This is a genomic window from Nitrospira sp., from assembly GCA_024760525.1.
Lineage (GTDB): Bacteria > Nitrospirota > Nitrospiria > Nitrospirales > Nitrospiraceae > Nitrospira_D.
Genome location: CP060499.1, coordinates 3195769 through 3211779, shown reverse-complemented (window position 1 = coordinate 3211779; position 16011 = coordinate 3195769). Strand labels below are relative to the sequence as shown.

The window sequence follows — 16011 nt, the reverse complement described above, 5'->3', positions numbered from 1 at the left end:
CGAGAATTCGTATGGGCAACATATTCAAAAAGCTTGTGATAGGCGTGGTGGTCGGTGGCGCCCTGGTTGCTGTCGCGCACTCGCAGGAGTTGCCGTCCTCCTTTCAGGTGCTGTTCTTCGTCGTCTCGATGACCGGGGCGATCCTCTTCATGCTGCTTGACGCGCAGCCCGTCAAGACGATGAACGGTGGGAAGTCCCTCTTTGCCGTCATTGTATTCTGGATCTTTTTGGTGACGGTCTGTGTGGCTGGTGCGTCGCTCCTGCCTCAATTCGATCCCGAAGACGAAAAGGCCAAGATCGGGAAGCTGTTAGACCGGGAGAAAAAAGGGTCCGCGCAGGGGAAGGCCGAGGAACTGATCGCGCGCGCCAAGGCGCTTGATGCACAGGTCAAAGCTCTGGAGGAGCGGCTCAAATCGTTGGGTCAGGGTGTGGCCGCGACGCCAACGCCTCCGGCCGGAGATGCGAAGCCCGCAGCCGCCGGCGCGGCGTCCGGCGCTTCCGGCGATGTGATGAAGGTCGGAGAGGAGCAGTGGCAACTCCAGGAATGTTACAACTGCCACAAACTCAGGGGGGAAGGTGGAAAGAAGCGCGGTCCTGAGTTGGACAATATCGGCACGTTGCTGACAGTCGAGGAGATTCAACAGAAGATTGCCGACCCTAAGAGCTTTATGGCTGAAGGGTATGAGAAGGAATGGCAGAAGGGCATCATGCCCAATAAGTTTAAAGACCTCATGGACCCAAAAGAAATGCTGGCGCTGGCGACCTGGTTGGGTACCTTCAAAAATACCGCGATCAACACCCCGAAGCCTATCAAGAAGAACTAATGCTGCAACCGAAGCTGAAATCCAAGGTCCGGTGCACCGACCTCGACATCGGCGAAGTCACGAAAGTCGTGCTCGATCCGCTCTCGCACGAGATCAGTCACATCGTGGTGTCCATGAACGGCAGCGGCGAGCGACAGGTCGCGATGGGACACGTGCAGGCTGTCACCGAAGACCTCGTCCAGTTGCGCGCGCCCTCACGGGATATTCTGGCGTTGCCGCCGTTCAAACGGGAAGACTATGTCACCACCCATGAAGTGGAGATCTCGCATCTCGAAGACAACATCCATGTGACGCCGGGCGAGGTCCTGGTTCCTCTCCCTGATCTGGAAAAGAACGTCAAGCGCCGCACGTTTTTCATGAATTTCACGCATGTCATCGGGTTCTTGATCGGCCTCCCGATCGCCTTCCCCATTCTGCGTTTTCTCATGAAGCCGATGTACGCGGACTTCGACAATGGATGGCTGAATGTGGGGAACGTGAGCAAGATCAAGCAGGACGACGTCGGCACCCAGTTTAAGTATAAGAAAAAAGTGAAAGAAGTGTACATGCCGGAGTATGAAGTCGAGAAGAACGTGTGGATTCTCCGAGCGACTCCGGAACTTCTCGATAAAGTGTACCAAGGGAAGGACGCTGAATTTCGCGATGCAAAGGGAAAGCCCATTTGGACGAACAAGAAGGATATTCCGTACCTGGCGTTCTCCGGCAAGTGTCCGCATTTAGGCTGCGGGTTCAAATGGCGGCAGCACAAAACGCTCGGGCAAGTGTTTCTGTGCCCGTGTCACTTGAGCATCTATGATGCCGCAGGAAAAGTGCTCGACGGTCCCGCTCCACGCTCTCTGGACGCATTACCCCTCAAAGTCTCTGCGGGGGGAGACGTGGAGATTATCGATATGGAGTTCAAGGCTGGTACGAAGTCGCAAGTCAGGATAGTGTGAAAGCTGGCGACATGGACATCAAGCATTCGTCTCCCGCAACAATCCCCGATCAACAGCCAAGCGCGACTGAAAAGCTCGTCGCTTTTCTCGACGAACGTCTTGGGCTCAAGGAGATGCAGGCCAAGATGCTCAACGAGCCGATTCCCGGCGGCTCTCGTTGGGCCTACGTATTCGGATCCATCCTGTTGTTCATCTTTGCCATGCAGGCGCTGACGGGCATCCTGCTCATGTTCTATTATGTGCCGACCGCCGATCACGCCTATGACAGTACCCAATACATTATCCACGATGTCGATTACGGATGGTTTCTACTGAGCTACCATTTCTGGGGATCCAGTGCGATGGTCGTCTGTGTGTTCGCGCACATGTCCCAGGTATTTCTCTGGGGCGCGTATAAGAAGCCGAGAGAATTGCTGTGGCTTGTGGGGCTCGCCTTGTTCGGGATCGTGATCGGCTTCGGTTTTACAGGCTATCTGTTGCCCTGGGACCAGCGGGCATTTTGGGCGACGCTCGTGGGTGTCGAGATTTTGGATAAGACGCCGCTCATCGGCGATTTTATGGCCCGGTTTCTGAAGGGTGGAGCAACCCCGGGTCAGATGACATTGAGCCGATTCTTCGTGATTCACGTGATGATCCTTCCGGCGGCGCTCATGGCTCTCGCCGGACTGCACCTCTTTTTGTTTCGTGTGGCCGCTCCAGCGGGACCCTTTAGCGGGACGCCTGAGGAGATCAAGGCCAAAACCGACTATTTCTTTCCTCGTCAGATTTGGAAAGACATTGTCGGGATGGCATTCGTCTTCGCCGGAATCTGCGCCTTAGCCCTTTGGGAGCCGGTTGTCTTGTTGGACCATGCCACGCCGGACCCCGGGGACTACCACCCTGAGCCCGAATGGTATTTCCTTTTCTACTTCCAACTGCTGAGGCTCAAGTTGTTTGCCGGCCAGTTTGGTCAATTCATGGGCGCCGTCGCCTTGCCGGTCGTGTTCATGGGGTTACTGATTGCGCTTCCGTTTTTCGACAAAGATCCCGAACGGAATATTTTCAAGCGCCCGATCGCCTTAATCAGCTGGATTGCGATCATGGTGGTCATCGCCTTGTTCACGGTTGCAGCCGTGATCAACCGTGAGTTTCTGGATTAATCCTCACACACGTTATGGCTGAAGAACGCGAATCGATGTCCCCAACGAAGATAGGGTTCGGTATCCTCTGGCCGGCGTGCTGGACCGGCATTCCTATCAAGGCCGTGTTTGCCGTTCTTGCGATGACGATGGGGTTGGTGCATTTCGAAGGCAGGTTCGGTCTTGCCTTTTTGATGCTGTTGGCCAGTCCCGTGACCGTCTTTGCCGCTCCCATCATCATGGCTATCTTCGACACGCACTTTGGTGAAGGGATCGGTTTGCCGCTCATTTTCGGGATGTCTATCCCCGTCGACATCTGGGCGCTCGGGCTGGTTGGGCGAACCTTCTTCCTGGAACGGCTTCGGAAAGAGCCTCCCCACGATGGGCTGGGTTTTGCGATTTGGTGGAGAACGGCGCTCATCGGGACCTTCTTTCTTCCGCTCCTCTGGTGGATCGTCAGCCGCGTCACGGAGATCGCCATCACCGCTTCGCACTCAATGGCCGAAATGGAAAGCATGAGACATCTCTTCGACACGGGTCTTCCGGTCGCAGAACGAATCGGCCTCGAACTGACGATCTGGGGATCCATTTCTTCCGCGGTGCTGATCGTCCTCGCGGTGATCGGTGTGTCCATCCTTGGACAAATCATTCGGCGGATAGCGGAAAATGCCCGCCCGGCGCCTGAAAATTATCAAGGGCTTGTGACCCGTTGGGACTTGATGCGTGTGCCGACTGATCAGGGATTGCTGCTGGCGTCGTTGGCAGGAGCCGGTGTGGTATTGTCGCTGATGTTTTGGTCCATCCTTCCGGTGACCACACCCCATCCGCATGAATGCTGCAAGAAGCCTGAGGTGGAGGTCGAGCCGGTTTTCAAACCGATCGAATCATTGAACAAAAATACGCAACGGCTTGCGTCGATCACAGCGCAAGTTGATGCCATCGAACAGCAGAAGGCGGAAGCAAAAGGCCAAAAAGATAAGGGCAAGGGGAAGACCGAAGGCGGGACCACCGCCGATTCACCTGCCAAGACGAAACCGTAACTTGCGAGGTGGTGAGGTGAGTGCCATGCGACAGGGGATCGGAACGATACAACTAGCTCTCCGAGCTGTCAGCGGCCATGGCGGATGGCTTGCAGGTCTCTTGTTGACGGCGGTCTGGCTTGCGCTTCCTTCGATCGGCGTGGCTGCGGAAGGCACAGCGACCGGCCCGACTGAGTATCGCGATATTCCCTATATCGGCAGTCGGAACCTGGTGTGGATCGTTGCGCAGCTGCACCTGTTGCTGGCCGGGTTCGTGTTGGGTGTGCCGATCTTTGCATGGCTCTGCGAAGTGATTGCCTGGAGAGGAGGCGAAAAGCGCTACGATAAGCTTGCCAAGGAATTTACCAAACTCCTGACGTCGGCCTATGCGACGACCGCCCTGTTCGGCGGCATTCTGTTGTTTCTCTTGGTGGCGTTCTACCCAAAACTGATGAACTATCTGACGGATGTCTTCTTCCCGTCATTTTTGCTCTACTGTCTCTTGTTCTTGCTCGAGACGGCGACGCTCTATCTGTATTGGTACGGATGGGACGCCATGCAGTACGGTAAGCTGAAAACGTTGCACGTGGTTTTGGGGTTCCTCCTGAATTTCTTCGCACTCTTCATCATGATCGTGCCGAACGCGTGGGCCACGTTTCAGTCCAGCCCGGTCGTCATTTCAGAAGGCACGGCCATCGAACGAGCGTGGGCGGCGACATGGAATCCGACGTGGTGGCCGATCAACATCCATCGTCTCATTGCCAACGTCGTGCTCGGCGGATACATCTGTGGAGCCTATGCCGGAGTCCGATACTTGTCGGTCAAGAATCCCGAGGAGCGTGAGCACTACGATTGGATGGGCTATGTCGGCAACTTCATCGGCGTTTTCGGCTTGTTGGCTCTGCCGTTTGCCGGCTATTGGCTCATGCGGGAAATCTATCAGTACAACCAACAGATGGGCATTACCCTGATGGGAGGGTTCCTGTCCTGGCTCTTCATCATCCAGGCCATGCTGATCGGTGTCTTGTTCCTCGGGTCGAATTATTATTTCTGGTTGGGGATTACTTATCGTATTCCCGGATCGGAGGGAAAATATCGGCGGGCGATGTTGATGATGCTCGTCAGTTTGTTGCTGTGTCTTGCCGTGTGGATGACGCCACACTCCCTTGTCGCCAGCATCGAAGAGGCCCAGAAGATGGGAGGGGCTCACCACCCCTTGTTGGGCGTCCTGGGCGTCATGTCCGCCAAAATGACCGTGTCCAATCTCATGATTCTTATTACCTTCATGAGTTTCGTCATGTATTGGCGGGCGGGTAAACAGGATACCGCCGGATGGGCGAAGTTGGGAAAGGCAGTCATGGGCGCCGTGTTGGTGTTGGCCAGTCTTGCCGTCATCGTCCTCGGTGTGTGGGGGTATTTTGTTCCGGCGATCGTCCGCATCAACTATTTCTCCACGTCTCAGGTGCTGATCGTCATCTTCGTGATTCTGACCATCACCCCGTTGACGGCGCTGTTGCTTAAGAGTGCCAAGACGACGACGGAAATGGTCTGGGGCAGTATGCCTCCTCGCGCTGGGTATGCGCTGGTGCTCAACGCCGTCATGGTGATTCTACTGATGACGCTGATGGGCTACGCGCGATCTTCATCTCGGGTCCACTGGCACGTGTATGGGGTCATGCGCGATTCGTCGCCCTATGCCTATTCACCGGCCCTCGGCAGCGCGTCGCTGATCATGGCTTTCTGTACGTTTTTCTTCTGCATCCTTGTGGCGTTTATCTTCTGGGTGGCCACCATGGGCGATAAGGCTAAGGCTGCTGCGTCAGGGAAAGGCGAGCTGCCGCACGGCATTCCTGCGATGGCCGGAGGGGCGCCGGAGGAGCGGCAACAGGGATAGATGGAGTCGTGAGTGAACCAGGCAATGGGCTACACACCAAGCAAGTTGGAGAGCCATGAGTGAAGTCGCACAACTACAATTGATCGCACTGTCAATCGTTGGGTTTGGGATTCTCATCCTCCTCTTCATCCGCGCCACGTTTGTCCGGGTGACGGGATTTGTCTTCATTGTCCTCGGGCTGTTTTCGCTGATGTCACTCGCCGTGCCGCAATTGGCCTCGTTGCCGCCGGCCGAGGAAAAGGTCGACCTCGCGAGTATCAAGACCCCAACCGATATTGCGGCGATCGGCCAAACGGTGTTCTTCAGTAAAGGCCAATGCGCGCTGTGCCATTCCATCGGCCCCAGCGAATCCGCGCGTTGCCCGGATCTAAAGGGAATCGGCGCCAAATTGAGCAAAGATTTCCTCTATGAAAGTCTGACCGATCCCCAGGCCTTCGTCTATCAGGACTACCGGCATGGCGGGGTACCCAAGGAATATCCGGCTACGATGCCGCGTATCGACAAAGACCCGATCGGGCTCTCGAAGAATGAAATTTTGGCCGTGATCGCCTTTCTGCAACAAATGAGCGGCGAGCCGATCTCCGTCAGCCTGTCGGATCTTGAGATACCGGGCCAGACGCCGAAGGCTCCCGTCAAGGCAGCCGAATCTGCACTCGTCGCCAAGGCACGCACGCACTAGGGAGGAACGTATGGGCGCGTTAGGTAAGCCGATCATACTCATGGTAGCCATGTATCTGTTCCTGAAGTTTGTGCTGCCGAATATACCCGGCTCGGCGCCGCTTCCCTCCAGTCTGATTTTTCTGTATCTCCTCCTGACCGCGTCCGGCATCGTCATCTATGAAACGTTGAGTGGCGAGTCGAAAGATGCCTTCTGGGGACCCATGCAGCGGTTCCTGACCGGAGAGAAGATCGGTGGGCTGCAAGCGCTTCGATATGGCGTGCTGATTTTCTTCCCTCTGCTGGTCGGATGGCAAACCTACGGCAGCACGGCGACGAGCGATCTTCCGCCGGTGGAGAGCAGAACGATCCATCCGGCGCCGCCGGGAGAGTATACCGGGCTGTCGAATCCCGTTCCCAAAACCCCTGACAATATCATGCAGGGAAAGGGATTCTACGCGGCATTTTGTTCCCCCTGTCACGGGGGCAACTTCGATGGCAAGGGACCGGCCGCCCGTGGTTTTATTCCGGCGCCTGCCAACTTCGCCGATCCCACGACGATCGCGATGTTGCAAGAGAGCTATCTGTTTTGGCGCATCAAGAAGGGCGGAGTCGGTCTTCCGATCGAAGGGACACCATGGAAGTCCGCGATGCCTCGTTGGGAAGTGGAATTACCGGATGAATGGATTTGGAAGATCATCATGGGCGAATACGACGGAGCCCATCAATCCCCGCGAACATGGGAGTAAGCGCGCGAGGAAACGCGCATGGGTCTAGGCAAGTAGGGAGAACGAGGCCAGTATGAAACCGGCGAATCGCGTAGTGAGACAGGTTATGCGAAGTGGGACGGCAGTGATCGTGGCCATGGTTCTCGGGTCGGCATCGTTCAGCTTCGCTCAGGAGAGCGTGGCGGTTCGAGCGACGCTGATGACCGGTGGGCTGCCTCTGGACGATCCGAACGCTGCGGCCTGGACCAGCGCGGCGCCGGCTTCCTTTCCCATGTCGCCACAGGTGCATTGGAAGGACCGTATTCAAGAAGTCACCGTCAAGGATGTGTCCGTGCGCGCGTTGCACGACGGCAACCAAGTCGCGATCCTTCTCGAATATAGCGATCCCACCCAGGATCCAGACGATGCCGCGGCGCTCGAATTCATGGTTGGGGACAAGAAATCCCATTTTGCTCATGGCCAGCCGATGTTGCAGGTGGAAGGTGGGCCGGTCAACATATGGTTTTGGAAACATAAGACGGACAAGGCCGTCGATATGACCGCCAAGGGCTTCGGCACATTGAAGCCGCAAGAGCATCAAGATGTGAAAGCGAAGGGCGTGTATTCAAACGGGACCTGGAAAGTGGTCTTTTCCCGTAATCTATCGACCGGCCACGACGAGGAAGATGTCCAAATTACGGCGGGGCAATTCATTAGCATTGCCTTTGCGGTATGGGACGGACGGAAAGATGCCGCCGGAGAGTTGGTCGAAAAAGGATCTCAAAAGGCTGTTTCGTCCTGGTGGTATTTCCGGGCCGATGCGCCGCCGGATTATTCCGCTTATATGTATGCGGCGGTTGCCGCGGCATTGGCCTTGGGATTTCAGTTTGTCCTGATCCGAAAACTCAAGAAAGGGCAGTGAGCATGAAGGCGGCAAAGCTGGGTGTCGTTGGATTGGCGCTTGGAATGATGGGAAGCTTGGCTTTGGTCGCCGGTGGCTGCGCGAACGAGCAGGAGAAGCGGGGGAAGGAACTCTATACGCACTACTGCAGCGATTGTCATGGCCCGAGCGGTAAGCAAAACGAAGGATTTAATTGGTCGGCCATGCCTGACCCGAAGCCGAAAGACTTGTCCAATAAGTCGGAGATGGGCACGTTCAAGGATGAGGAACTTTTCAATACGATCTCACGAGACATGTTGGACACCAGTGAAGAAGGTGGAGATGAGATCGGGGACGACGATTTTGCCGTTCCAACGATGCCGACGTTCAAATACACGTTGTCCGAGGACGAAATCTGGGCGATCGTCGGGCACGTGCGCACGTTGCACGGCATGAAGATGGAGTACAACGTTGCCGCGCGCAAGACCTCGCTCGAAGAAGGGATGAAGGCGGCGCAGGCGAAGTTCGAACAGGCCAAGCAAGCGTATGAAGCGGCCGAAACGAAGGCAAGCGAGGAAGCGGAGCGGAAAAGCGAAGCCTTGAAGAAAGATGTCGAAGTGGACGAATCCGCGTATGCCGCGGAGCAGGAAGCCATGGTCCAGGCCAAGAAAGAGATGGATCTTGCCCAGGTTGCGTTAAACAACTTCTCGACCAGGCCGGGAAAAGGCCTCAGTATTCCCAGGCCTGATCTCACGGTAAAGCCTGCGGAAGCCACACAACTGGCTGATCGTGGGAAGAGACTGTATGAAAACAAGTACGGCTGCAACGGCTGCCACGGTCTTGCCGGTGAGGGTGGGAAAATCGGACCGAGCCTCGATCGGGCAGGGTTTCGGCTGAACGCCACCTGGATCTACCGCTGGCTCAAAAATCCTCAAGCCATGGATTCGGCAACACGCATGCCCGCATTGGGATTGAATGATGCGGATGCGAAGGCCGTGACCATGTATGTGTCCACGTTACGTGCTGAGAAAGCGGAGCCTGTCGTGGAAAAGCCGGTCGAAAAGCCTTAAGCCAACACGCCCGCCAGCAGTCCGGCGAGGATGGTTACGCCAACCCAGACATGCGCTCGAAACATGACAAAGGCTTGTGATGGCGTAAGAGGTCCTTGTAGCTGACGGATCTGGAACAGGAAGAACAGGATCGCTCCCGAGAGAACCGCGTAGTAAGGCCATCCCAGCTGAGTCAGCCATCCCGCTACGATCAAGCAGGCCACCATGGCTCCGAATGCCAGGCCGACTCCATAGTGCACGGACGAACCGAAGTACAGCGCAGCGGACTTGACTCCGATGCGTCGGTCGTCCTCTTGGTCTTGGATGGCGTAGATGGTATCGTAGGCGACCGCCCAGGCCGCCGTCGCTCCGAAGAGGCACCAGGCCGGCGCCTCCAATGTTCCTTGTACTGCAGCCCAGGCCATGACCGTTCCCCAACCAAAGGCGATACCGAGTACGGCTTGGGGGATATGGAGCCACCGTTTGGAATATGGGTACAAGGCCGCTAGAAAAATTGCCACCGGGGTAAGCCAGGCCACGATGGGGCGAAGGAAGAGCAGAAGGCTTGCGGCGGCGAATAACAGCACGCTGAGCAAGATATAGGCATGGCGTCGCGATAGTTCACCCGAAGCCAGCGGGCGCGTCTTCGTGCGGGTGACCTGCCGGTCGAACGATTGATCAGCCAAATCGTTCAAAATCACACCCGCGCTTCTCATCAAGAACGAGGCGACGATGAAAATCGCGAGCAAATGGGGTGGCGGAATTCCCCGAGCGGCAAGGACCAGGGACCACATGGTGGGGAATAATAATAAGTAGGTACCGGTTTGGTTTTGCAGACGAATCAATCGCGCAAGAGCGGACCAAGGAATCCCTGAGGAAGTCGGGGAAGAAGACACCGCCGGAGTTGACATGCAGGCGACCTTAGCCTAGGGGAAAAGGGCTGTCAATGCGCTTTCCCCGGTTGTGACACTCATGGGGAATTCGGTATAACCACGGCGGAGAGGACGACACACAATGCCGACCAGTTGCTTCCCACCGCGCCGATATCTTACGACGTCCTGCGTGGCTCTGTTGCTGGTCTTGTCGGTCGTCGGCTGCTCCTTGCTGAATCGCGGGCAGGAGCCGATCTATTCCCAACCGATTCCATTAACGCCGGCCATATGGTTCTCACCCAGCGGCACCACGGCGGAGGTCCCATTCCAGAATGCCTGTGGCGAGTCGGCGTCATTTCCATTGGCCCAGGTTCTGAAGGGGTCGGTCCCGAAAAGGTTGAACGAGATATTTACCGGCATCACGACCCAGAGCCTGCCTGAAGAGACTCTCGACTCCGATGGGGTGATTGAAGTGGGCGTGGGACTTAGACGGATCGATCTTGCCATTCCGAAGCAAGCGCCGGGGACATATCCGGCGACGGCGACGGTGGGGGTTGAAATGGTGTTTTTGGCCCGTGATGGGGCTCTACTCTTCAGCAAGAAACTCACCGGCACCGGGCGGGGGATCGTCACGGTCGGTGATCAGTCTTGCGAGATAGCGGGGGTGGAGGCAATCGTTCAGGAAGCCATGGACTCAGTGGCCGAAGGCCTGGCGAAACAAATGGCGCAATCCGTCCAGATCCGAGAATACGCGGCCCAGCGTGATACGTGGGTTCCCATGGCTGCGCGTCCTCGTCCCACGGCGGTGGCGCCGACGGCTGAGACCGCCGCGGTGCCCCCTGCGGCGGTCCCTGAGATGGTGGAGCAGCCGTCCGTTGCTCCAACAGACGTAGCCCATCCGGTGCAACTCAGCTTTCGTGCCATTATCCGAGACGAAAACCGTGACCAGCTGCTTGGCCCCGACGAAGCGATCACGATCGAAATTGAGGTCAAGAACGAGGGATTGGCGGAAGCCAAAGACGTAGCGGTTACAGTCGAGGGAAAAGCCGAGGCGGCCTCCCTGTTTCCCCCCGAGATCTTAATCGGCGCGCTCCAGCCGGGAGAGATCAGGCGTACGTCACTGACGAAACGAGTCACGGTGCCCGAACGAGCCCATCCGTTTGAACTGACGCTGAACTTGCGGACTGCCAACCCTTTGGAATCCGTTCCACCGCCGAAAATATTCAGTTTTGGAAGCAAACCCAAATATGCGGCGGCAGTGTCGGTACCGGATGTCGACCATATGCCGAAGTCGCTCGCGGCATTCAAACAGCCGAAAGCCGTCATCATTTCGATCGGAGTCGGAACCTTTCGCGACAATCAGATGCCGGAGGTCAAATATGCCGGCCATGATGCGGCGGTGATGGCGGAGTATTTGCACACCATCGGGAGTGTTCCGCGCGAACGCATGAAGATCTTGCTTGATCGTCAGGCTCTGCAACGGGAGTTTGAAGAGACGTTTGAGCGATGGCTTCGCAAGCGGGCGGACGCCGAGACCGTCGTCTATGTGTTTTTTGCCGGGCGGGCGCTGGTGGATGGAGCGACCGGTGCGGTGTCGCTCGTGCCGTTTGATGGAACACCCACTGAACCGAAGCAGCTCTATCCGCTCATTCGGCTGCAGGAATCTCTTTCTCGGCTGTCGATCGAGCGAGCCATTCTGATGTTCGATGTTTCGCTGGAACCGTCTCCGGGCGCCAATCTTGCCGCGATGCCGTCACCTGATTGGATGTCCAGTGCGGGTGACGGGCGAAAAGATGTGGAGATGTGGATGGTCGGCAATCGTCACCTACAAGAGGCTCACGCGTTCGAAGAAGGGAAACACGGGTTGTTTACGTATCATCTCTTGCGAGGGTTGCAAGGGATCGCGGATGTGGATCGGGATGGCACCATTGTCGCCGGGGAACTGTGTACGTATGCTCGGGGGCAGGTGGCGCGTATCGCTCGCGAACAATTCGGGAACAAACAGGATCCGCTCTGCTTGCCGTCGGTGGGGAAGGAAGCGATGGTCAGAATCCATCCGTTGGCCAAAGGGAATAACCCCAAGCCGGCTCCGACCCCACGGCAACCGGAACCCTCAGCCGACTCTGTTGGTCCGACTCCAAATCTGAAGCCTATGGGGCCATAGCGTCAGACGAGGCCGATTCGCTTCATTGACAGGCTTACCGATGGCCGTTATCATGCCTCCGAAATCGGGCTCCATCCCCTCCGTCTCACCAAGGCGCCGGCGTAGCTCAGTTGGTAGAGCAGCGGTTTCGTAAACCGCAGGTCGCCCGTTCAATCCGGGTCGCCGGCTCCATCCTTTCAATAGCTTAGAGAAGCCTCACCAGGCCGAACCTGCGATTGTGCTAATTTTGTGCTAAACGACCGGCCTGACTCCAGCGCCTCTACTCCTTCTCGCAAGCTTTCCGGGTAATGATGGGCATAACGCTGGGTCATGATCGGTGATTTATGCCCGAGGAGACGCTGTACCTTGTACAGGTCCACCCCTGCCTGGACGATCCGCGTTGCAAACGTATGGCGAAGATCATGGAAATGGAAATCGGAGATCTTTGCCAGTCGCAGTGCGGCATTAAGTCCTCGCCGAATGTTGCTGCCATCGAGGAATGTCCCGGCGTGGCTGTGAAACACCACATCAGTCATCCGTGATCGCACGGCGTGCTTGCGTTTTAGGACATCGAGTACGATTGAGTTGACCGGGATGGTCCGCCGTTCGCCATTTTTTGAACGAAAGACGGTCACGGTTCGACGGACCAGGTCGACTCCAGTCCACGTAAGAGCCAGAATCTCACCCATCCGCATCCCGGTATTGAGCGCGAATACAATCACGTCACGCAGCCCCAGGCTTACAGCCTGGAGGAGCCGCTGTTCTTCCTCTACGGTCAACCAGCGGTCCCGCGTATTGTTCTCTCGCTCCATCGACACGCGGCACACTGGATTATCCGTGCACCATTCCCATTCGCGACGAGCCAGGTTGAACGCCTTCTTCAAGGTGGCGAGCTCCCGATTGATCGTGGCGGGCTTGACCCCATCTGTATAGCGCTTGTTCTTGTAGGCCACGATTAGCTTTGGCGTGATGTGATCCAGTTTCGGATTACCAAAGAATCCTTTGAGATTTTGAATACTGGTCAACTCTCGCCGGTGATTCGCTCGTCTTGCCGCATGTTCACTTGCATAACGATCCAAGAGCTCGGTCAAGGTTCGTTCTTGCGCTTCCTGCTTCTCGAAGAACCGGCCTTCAATGATTTGGACCTTCACCTTGCCGAGGATTGCTTCGGCGAGGCGTCGATCCGAGGTCCCTGTTGAGCGTCGAACCTGTTGCCCTTGGAACATAAACGACATCCACCACATATTCCCTCGTCTAGCGAGCCCCATTATCCATCTCCTTTCTATCAGGGCTCGGTGATATGGTTTCCCCGTGCCGAGGAGTATAGGGGCCAGCCTTGGCCCCTGCAATGAGGTGATCTACGTTACGTGCTGGTTGATTGGCTCGGATGAACATGACGTTCGTCATCTCGCTTCGGGATCGAGCTGAATAAGTTTAGAAACTTCCAAGAACATGCATCGATAGTCGAGGGAGTCTGACGACACCCCCGATCCCCCGTAAGCGGTTCGCTCGCGTCAGCACGCCAGCGTCTCGATCCTGTGGCGGGCTCCGCTGGGAGCATTCAGCTGGCCCTCCTGCGACCTCCAGGCCCGCCGACTGCACGGAGCGCAGCCTCGCCGTTCGGATGAGGGTTCTGCCCCCTGCGGTTGGTGGGGGGCAGAACAGACGTTGTTATCGGACCAATGCCTTCAGTTGGTCTTTGTCCAATCGGGTCCCAAACTCCCGTTCAAGCCGGTCTCCCATTTCCTGCCAGGTCCGCCCGGCGGCCTTCATCTCCTTCAGGACGGACAAGGCTCTTGCCAAAGAACGATCCTCTCCATCGGTTTGCTGGCCCAGTCGGCTCTGTAGGAGTTGGGTCAGACTATGGTCGTGGACTTGTTGAAGGGACGCCACCGTATGTCGGATGCGCCGGGGTCGGTCCCAGTAGGGGCTCTTACACCCAGGGCAACGGGCGGGCTTACGTGGCTGACGAGGCCACCACTCTTTCCCGCAGCGGTGACAGCGCAGTTGGTGAAGTCCACCCGGCGGTTCAACTCCGGATGAGAGTACTCTCGACATAGCAGGGTTTCCGTCTACTCGATTGAAACTACTCATGATCTGCTCTCAAGAAATAGCGCCCCCGTATTACTATGCGGGGGCGAACCGGCCTGGCGCGGCGTCGGCTGGCGCCGCCGGGCGCGCCGAACGGGGTCGTCCGATAAAAAGGATCCATATCGAAACCGACCTTCTGCTGACTCACTGGAGGGGCTCTAGCTACCACCTGTGCCCAACTATGAGTTAGTGGCGCGTGTTCTTGCACCTACGCCAATTTGTCTTGAGAGAGTACTATTCTGCGGGCACCGTGGGAATTGATCAGATGTAGTCGGATGTACTCACACGTTCGCAGAGGTAGCGAAGGCCGGGGAGTTCTCCAGAAATAATGAAGGTGGATGTTCATGTCTAAGGGTAATCACAAATGATGTCATGTCCTAGCAATCGAATATAACCGCGCCTGATTTGATACAGAAAACGGCACTTTCAGCCGCGAGGGGATGCCATAATGAGGGAGTAACCAAGGGCATCGAAGTGTCAGCCAATCGTATCACCGCCATTATCAAAGGACAGCGTGGTGTCACCGGAGATACGGCGGTTCTCCTTACGACATTGTTCAACATCACTGTTGAATTCTGGATGATTCTACAGAAGACCTATGAGCTTCGGCTTGCTGAACAAGCGTTATCGGTGAAAGTTAGGAAGCAAATTGAACAACGCAGAGCAGCACTTGCCACGATCTAAGGTCTGTGATCCGTTGCGTAAGCAAAATCCTATAGCGATGGCGAGTCTTCCGACTTATGAGGACGATGACCACCGAGCAGAAGATCATCAAGGCGAAGGTCGGCGTGTTGGAATTGGCAAAGCAACTCGGCAATGTGTCGAAGGCCTGTCAACTGATGGGCTATAGCCGCAACAGCTTCTATCGCTTCAAAGAACTCTATGCGACCGGCGGTGAGGCGGCGCTGCAGGAGATCTGCCGCGAGAAGCCGCTCCTAAAGAATCGCGTCTCGGCGGAGGTGGAACAGGCGATTGTGCAGATGGCGGTGGCCCAACCAGCCTGGGGTCAGGTGTGGGTGGCGAATGAACTGCGCCAGCAGGCACTGCCCATCTCGCCCGCGGGCGTCCGCTGTATCTAGCTCCGACATGATCTGGAGACCATGCGCAAGCGGTTCAAGGCGTTGGAAGCGAAGGTGGCCCAAGAGGGGCTGGTGCTGACGGAAGCTCAGGTCGTAGCCTTGGAGAAGGCGAAGGCGGACAAAGAAGCCCACGGGGAATTCGAGAGTGAGTGTCCCGGCTACTGCGGCGCCCAAGACACCTTCTACGTGGGCACGCTCAAGGACGTGGGGCGTATTTATCAACAAACGTTCATCGATACGTACAGCAAGGTCGGCTTCGCGAAGCTGTATGACCGGAAGACGCCGGTCACCGCCGCGGAACTCTTCAATGATCGGGTGCTGCCGTTCTTTGAGCAGCACGCCATCCTGCTGAACCGGGTTCTGACCGATCGCGGGACAGAGTACTGCGGGGCGCCGGAGCGCCACGAGTACGAACTATATCTGGCCGTGGAGAACATTGATCACACCCGGACCAAGACGCGGCATCCCCAGACCAACGGGATCTGCGAGCGGTTCCACAAGACGATGTTGAACGAGTTCTATCGCGTCGCGTTCCGGAAGAAGATCTATCGGACGCAGGAGGAGTTGCAGGTCGATCTCGATGTCTGGATGGAAGAATACAACCAGCAACGCTCGCATCAAGGCCACTGGTGCTATGGCAAGACCCCGATGCAGACGTTCGTGGACAGTGTGCCCTTGGCGAAGGAGAAAATCCTAGCGGCGTAAACCCGGTGAGGATTCGCTGTCTGTCAGATGAAGGGTTG

General features: G+C 56.7%; 14 protein-coding genes, 1 tRNA gene and 1 pseudogene. 13 read left to right on the top strand and 3 right to left on the bottom strand.

The annotated features are described in order from the left end of the window. The first annotated feature begins 11 nt into the window (after positions 1 to 11). From H8K04_15110 to H8K04_15070, 9 genes are read left to right on the top strand one after another with little or no spacing between them, the layout of a single operon-like run. Positions 12 to 824 (top strand): c-type cytochrome, encoded by an 813-nt coding sequence (locus H8K04_15110; GenBank protein ID UVT15136.1) that lies wholly within the window; start codon positions 12 to 14, stop codon positions 822 to 824. Next, positions 824 to 1759, top strand: coding sequence for a ubiquinol-cytochrome c reductase iron-sulfur subunit (locus H8K04_15105; GenBank protein UVT15135.1), 936 nt, complete (start codon positions 824 to 826; stop codon positions 1757 to 1759). Before H8K04_15110 ends, H8K04_15105 begins: the two co-directional genes overlap by 1 nt. Before the next feature lie 11 nt (positions 1760 to 1770). Then, positions 1771 to 2898, top strand: a complete 1128-nt coding sequence (locus tag H8K04_15100) for a cytochrome bc complex cytochrome b subunit (GenBank protein UVT15134.1) — start codon at positions 1771 to 1773, stop codon at positions 2896 to 2898. A gap of 35 nt (positions 2899 to 2933) precedes the next feature. Then, positions 2934 to 3917, top strand: a complete 984-nt coding sequence (locus H8K04_15095) for a hypothetical protein (protein ID UVT15133.1) — start codon at positions 2934 to 2936, stop codon at positions 3915 to 3917. Positions 3918 to 3942: 25 nt separating this feature from the next. Then, positions 3943 to 5790: a cytochrome ubiquinol oxidase subunit I gene (locus H8K04_15090; GenBank protein ID UVT15132.1), complete on the top strand. Its 1848-nt coding sequence runs from the start codon at positions 3943 to 3945 to the stop codon at positions 5788 to 5790. Between the two features lie 55 nt (positions 5791 to 5845). Beyond that, positions 5846 to 6469 carry a cytochrome c gene (locus H8K04_15085; GenBank protein UVT15131.1) on the top strand — a complete coding sequence of 208 codons (624 nt, stop codon included), beginning with the start codon at positions 5846 to 5848 and terminating at the stop codon, positions 6467 to 6469. A gap of 10 nt (positions 6470 to 6479) precedes the next feature. Beyond that, the gene (locus H8K04_15080) at positions 6480 to 7196 is read left to right on the top strand and encodes a cytochrome c (protein UVT15130.1); all 717 of its coding nucleotides are present in this window, start codon (positions 6480 to 6482) and stop codon (positions 7194 to 7196) included. Between the two features lie 52 nt (positions 7197 to 7248). After that, positions 7249 to 8076 (top strand): hypothetical protein, encoded by an 828-nt coding sequence (locus tag H8K04_15075; GenBank protein UVT15129.1) that lies wholly within the window; start codon positions 7249 to 7251, stop codon positions 8074 to 8076. A gap of 2 nt (positions 8077 to 8078) precedes the next feature. Beyond that, positions 8079 to 9104, top strand: a complete 1026-nt coding sequence (locus tag H8K04_15070; GenBank protein UVT15128.1) for a c-type cytochrome — start codon at positions 8079 to 8081, stop codon at positions 9102 to 9104. Here H8K04_15070 and ubiA read toward each other — a convergent pair. Beyond that, entirely contained in the window at positions 9101 to 9994 is an 894-nt protein-coding gene (gene ubiA / locus H8K04_15065; GenBank protein UVT15127.1) for a 4-hydroxybenzoate octaprenyltransferase, read from the bottom strand. The two genes, H8K04_15070 and ubiA, sit on opposite strands and share 4 nt — an antisense overlap. Positions 9995 to 10097: 103 nt before the next feature. On the opposite strand from ubiA, the gene H8K04_15060 reads away from it, so the two are divergent. Beyond that, on the top strand, positions 10098 to 12119 hold the full coding sequence (locus H8K04_15060) for a hypothetical protein (GenBank protein UVT15126.1): 2022 nt from the start codon (positions 10098 to 10100) through the stop codon (positions 12117 to 12119). A 95-nt stretch (positions 12120 to 12214) separates the two neighbouring features. Then, positions 12215 to 12290: transfer RNA gene (locus tag H8K04_15055), tRNA-Thr, on the top strand. Positions 12291 to 12295: 5 nt separating this feature from the next. On the opposite strand, the gene H8K04_15050 is transcribed toward H8K04_15055, so the two are convergent. After that, positions 12296 to 13366 carry a tyrosine-type recombinase/integrase gene (locus tag H8K04_15050; GenBank protein ID UVT15125.1) on the bottom strand — a complete coding sequence of 357 codons (1071 nt, stop codon included), beginning with the start codon at positions 13364 to 13366 and terminating at the stop codon, positions 12296 to 12298. 403 nt (positions 13367 to 13769) lie between these two features. After that, a complete protein-coding gene (locus tag H8K04_15045) occupies positions 13770 to 14156 on the bottom strand; it encodes a hypothetical protein (GenBank protein ID UVT15124.1) in 387 nt (128 codons plus the stop codon). A 507-nt stretch (positions 14157 to 14663) separates the two neighbouring features. Between H8K04_15045 and H8K04_15040 the strand changes: the two genes are divergently transcribed. Then, positions 14664 to 14873 (top strand): hypothetical protein, encoded by a 210-nt coding sequence (locus H8K04_15040; protein UVT15123.1) that lies wholly within the window; start codon positions 14664 to 14666, stop codon positions 14871 to 14873. A 65-nt stretch (positions 14874 to 14938) separates the two neighbouring features. Beyond that, positions 14939 to 15973 (top strand): annotated as a pseudogene (locus H8K04_15035) (IS481 family transposase). The last annotated feature ends 38 nt before the right edge of the window (positions 15974 to 16011 follow it).

Coding starts and splice junctions, on each gene's coding strand:
- H8K04_15110 (UVT15136.1), top strand. CDS start 12: ATGGGCAACATATTCAAAAAGCTTGTGATAGGCGTGGTGGTCGGTGGC.
- H8K04_15105 (UVT15135.1), top strand. CDS start 824: ATGCTGCAACCGAAGCTGAAATCCAAGGTCCGGTGCACCGACCTCGAC.
- H8K04_15100 (UVT15134.1), top strand. CDS start 1,771: ATGGACATCAAGCATTCGTCTCCCGCAACAATCCCCGATCAACAGCCA.
- H8K04_15095 (UVT15133.1), top strand. CDS start 2,934: ATGTCCCCAACGAAGATAGGGTTCGGTATCCTCTGGCCGGCGTGCTGG.
- H8K04_15090 (UVT15132.1), top strand. CDS start 3,943: ATGCGACAGGGGATCGGAACGATACAACTAGCTCTCCGAGCTGTCAGC.
- H8K04_15085 (UVT15131.1), top strand. CDS start 5,846: ATGAGTGAAGTCGCACAACTACAATTGATCGCACTGTCAATCGTTGGG.
- H8K04_15080 (UVT15130.1), top strand. CDS start 6,480: ATGGGCGCGTTAGGTAAGCCGATCATACTCATGGTAGCCATGTATCTG.
- H8K04_15075 (UVT15129.1), top strand. CDS start 7,249: ATGAAACCGGCGAATCGCGTAGTGAGACAGGTTATGCGAAGTGGGACG.
- H8K04_15070 (UVT15128.1), top strand. CDS start 8,079: ATGAAGGCGGCAAAGCTGGGTGTCGTTGGATTGGCGCTTGGAATGATG.
- ubiA (UVT15127.1), bottom strand. CDS start 9,994: ATGTCAACTCCGGCGGTGTCTTCTTCCCCGACTTCCTCAGGGATTCCT.
- H8K04_15060 (UVT15126.1), top strand. CDS start 10,098: ATGCCGACCAGTTGCTTCCCACCGCGCCGATATCTTACGACGTCCTGC.
- H8K04_15050 (UVT15125.1), bottom strand. CDS start 13,366: ATGGGGCTCGCTAGACGAGGGAATATGTGGTGGATGTCGTTTATGTTC.
- H8K04_15045 (UVT15124.1), bottom strand. CDS start 14,156: ATGTCGAGAGTACTCTCATCCGGAGTTGAACCGCCGGGTGGACTTCAC.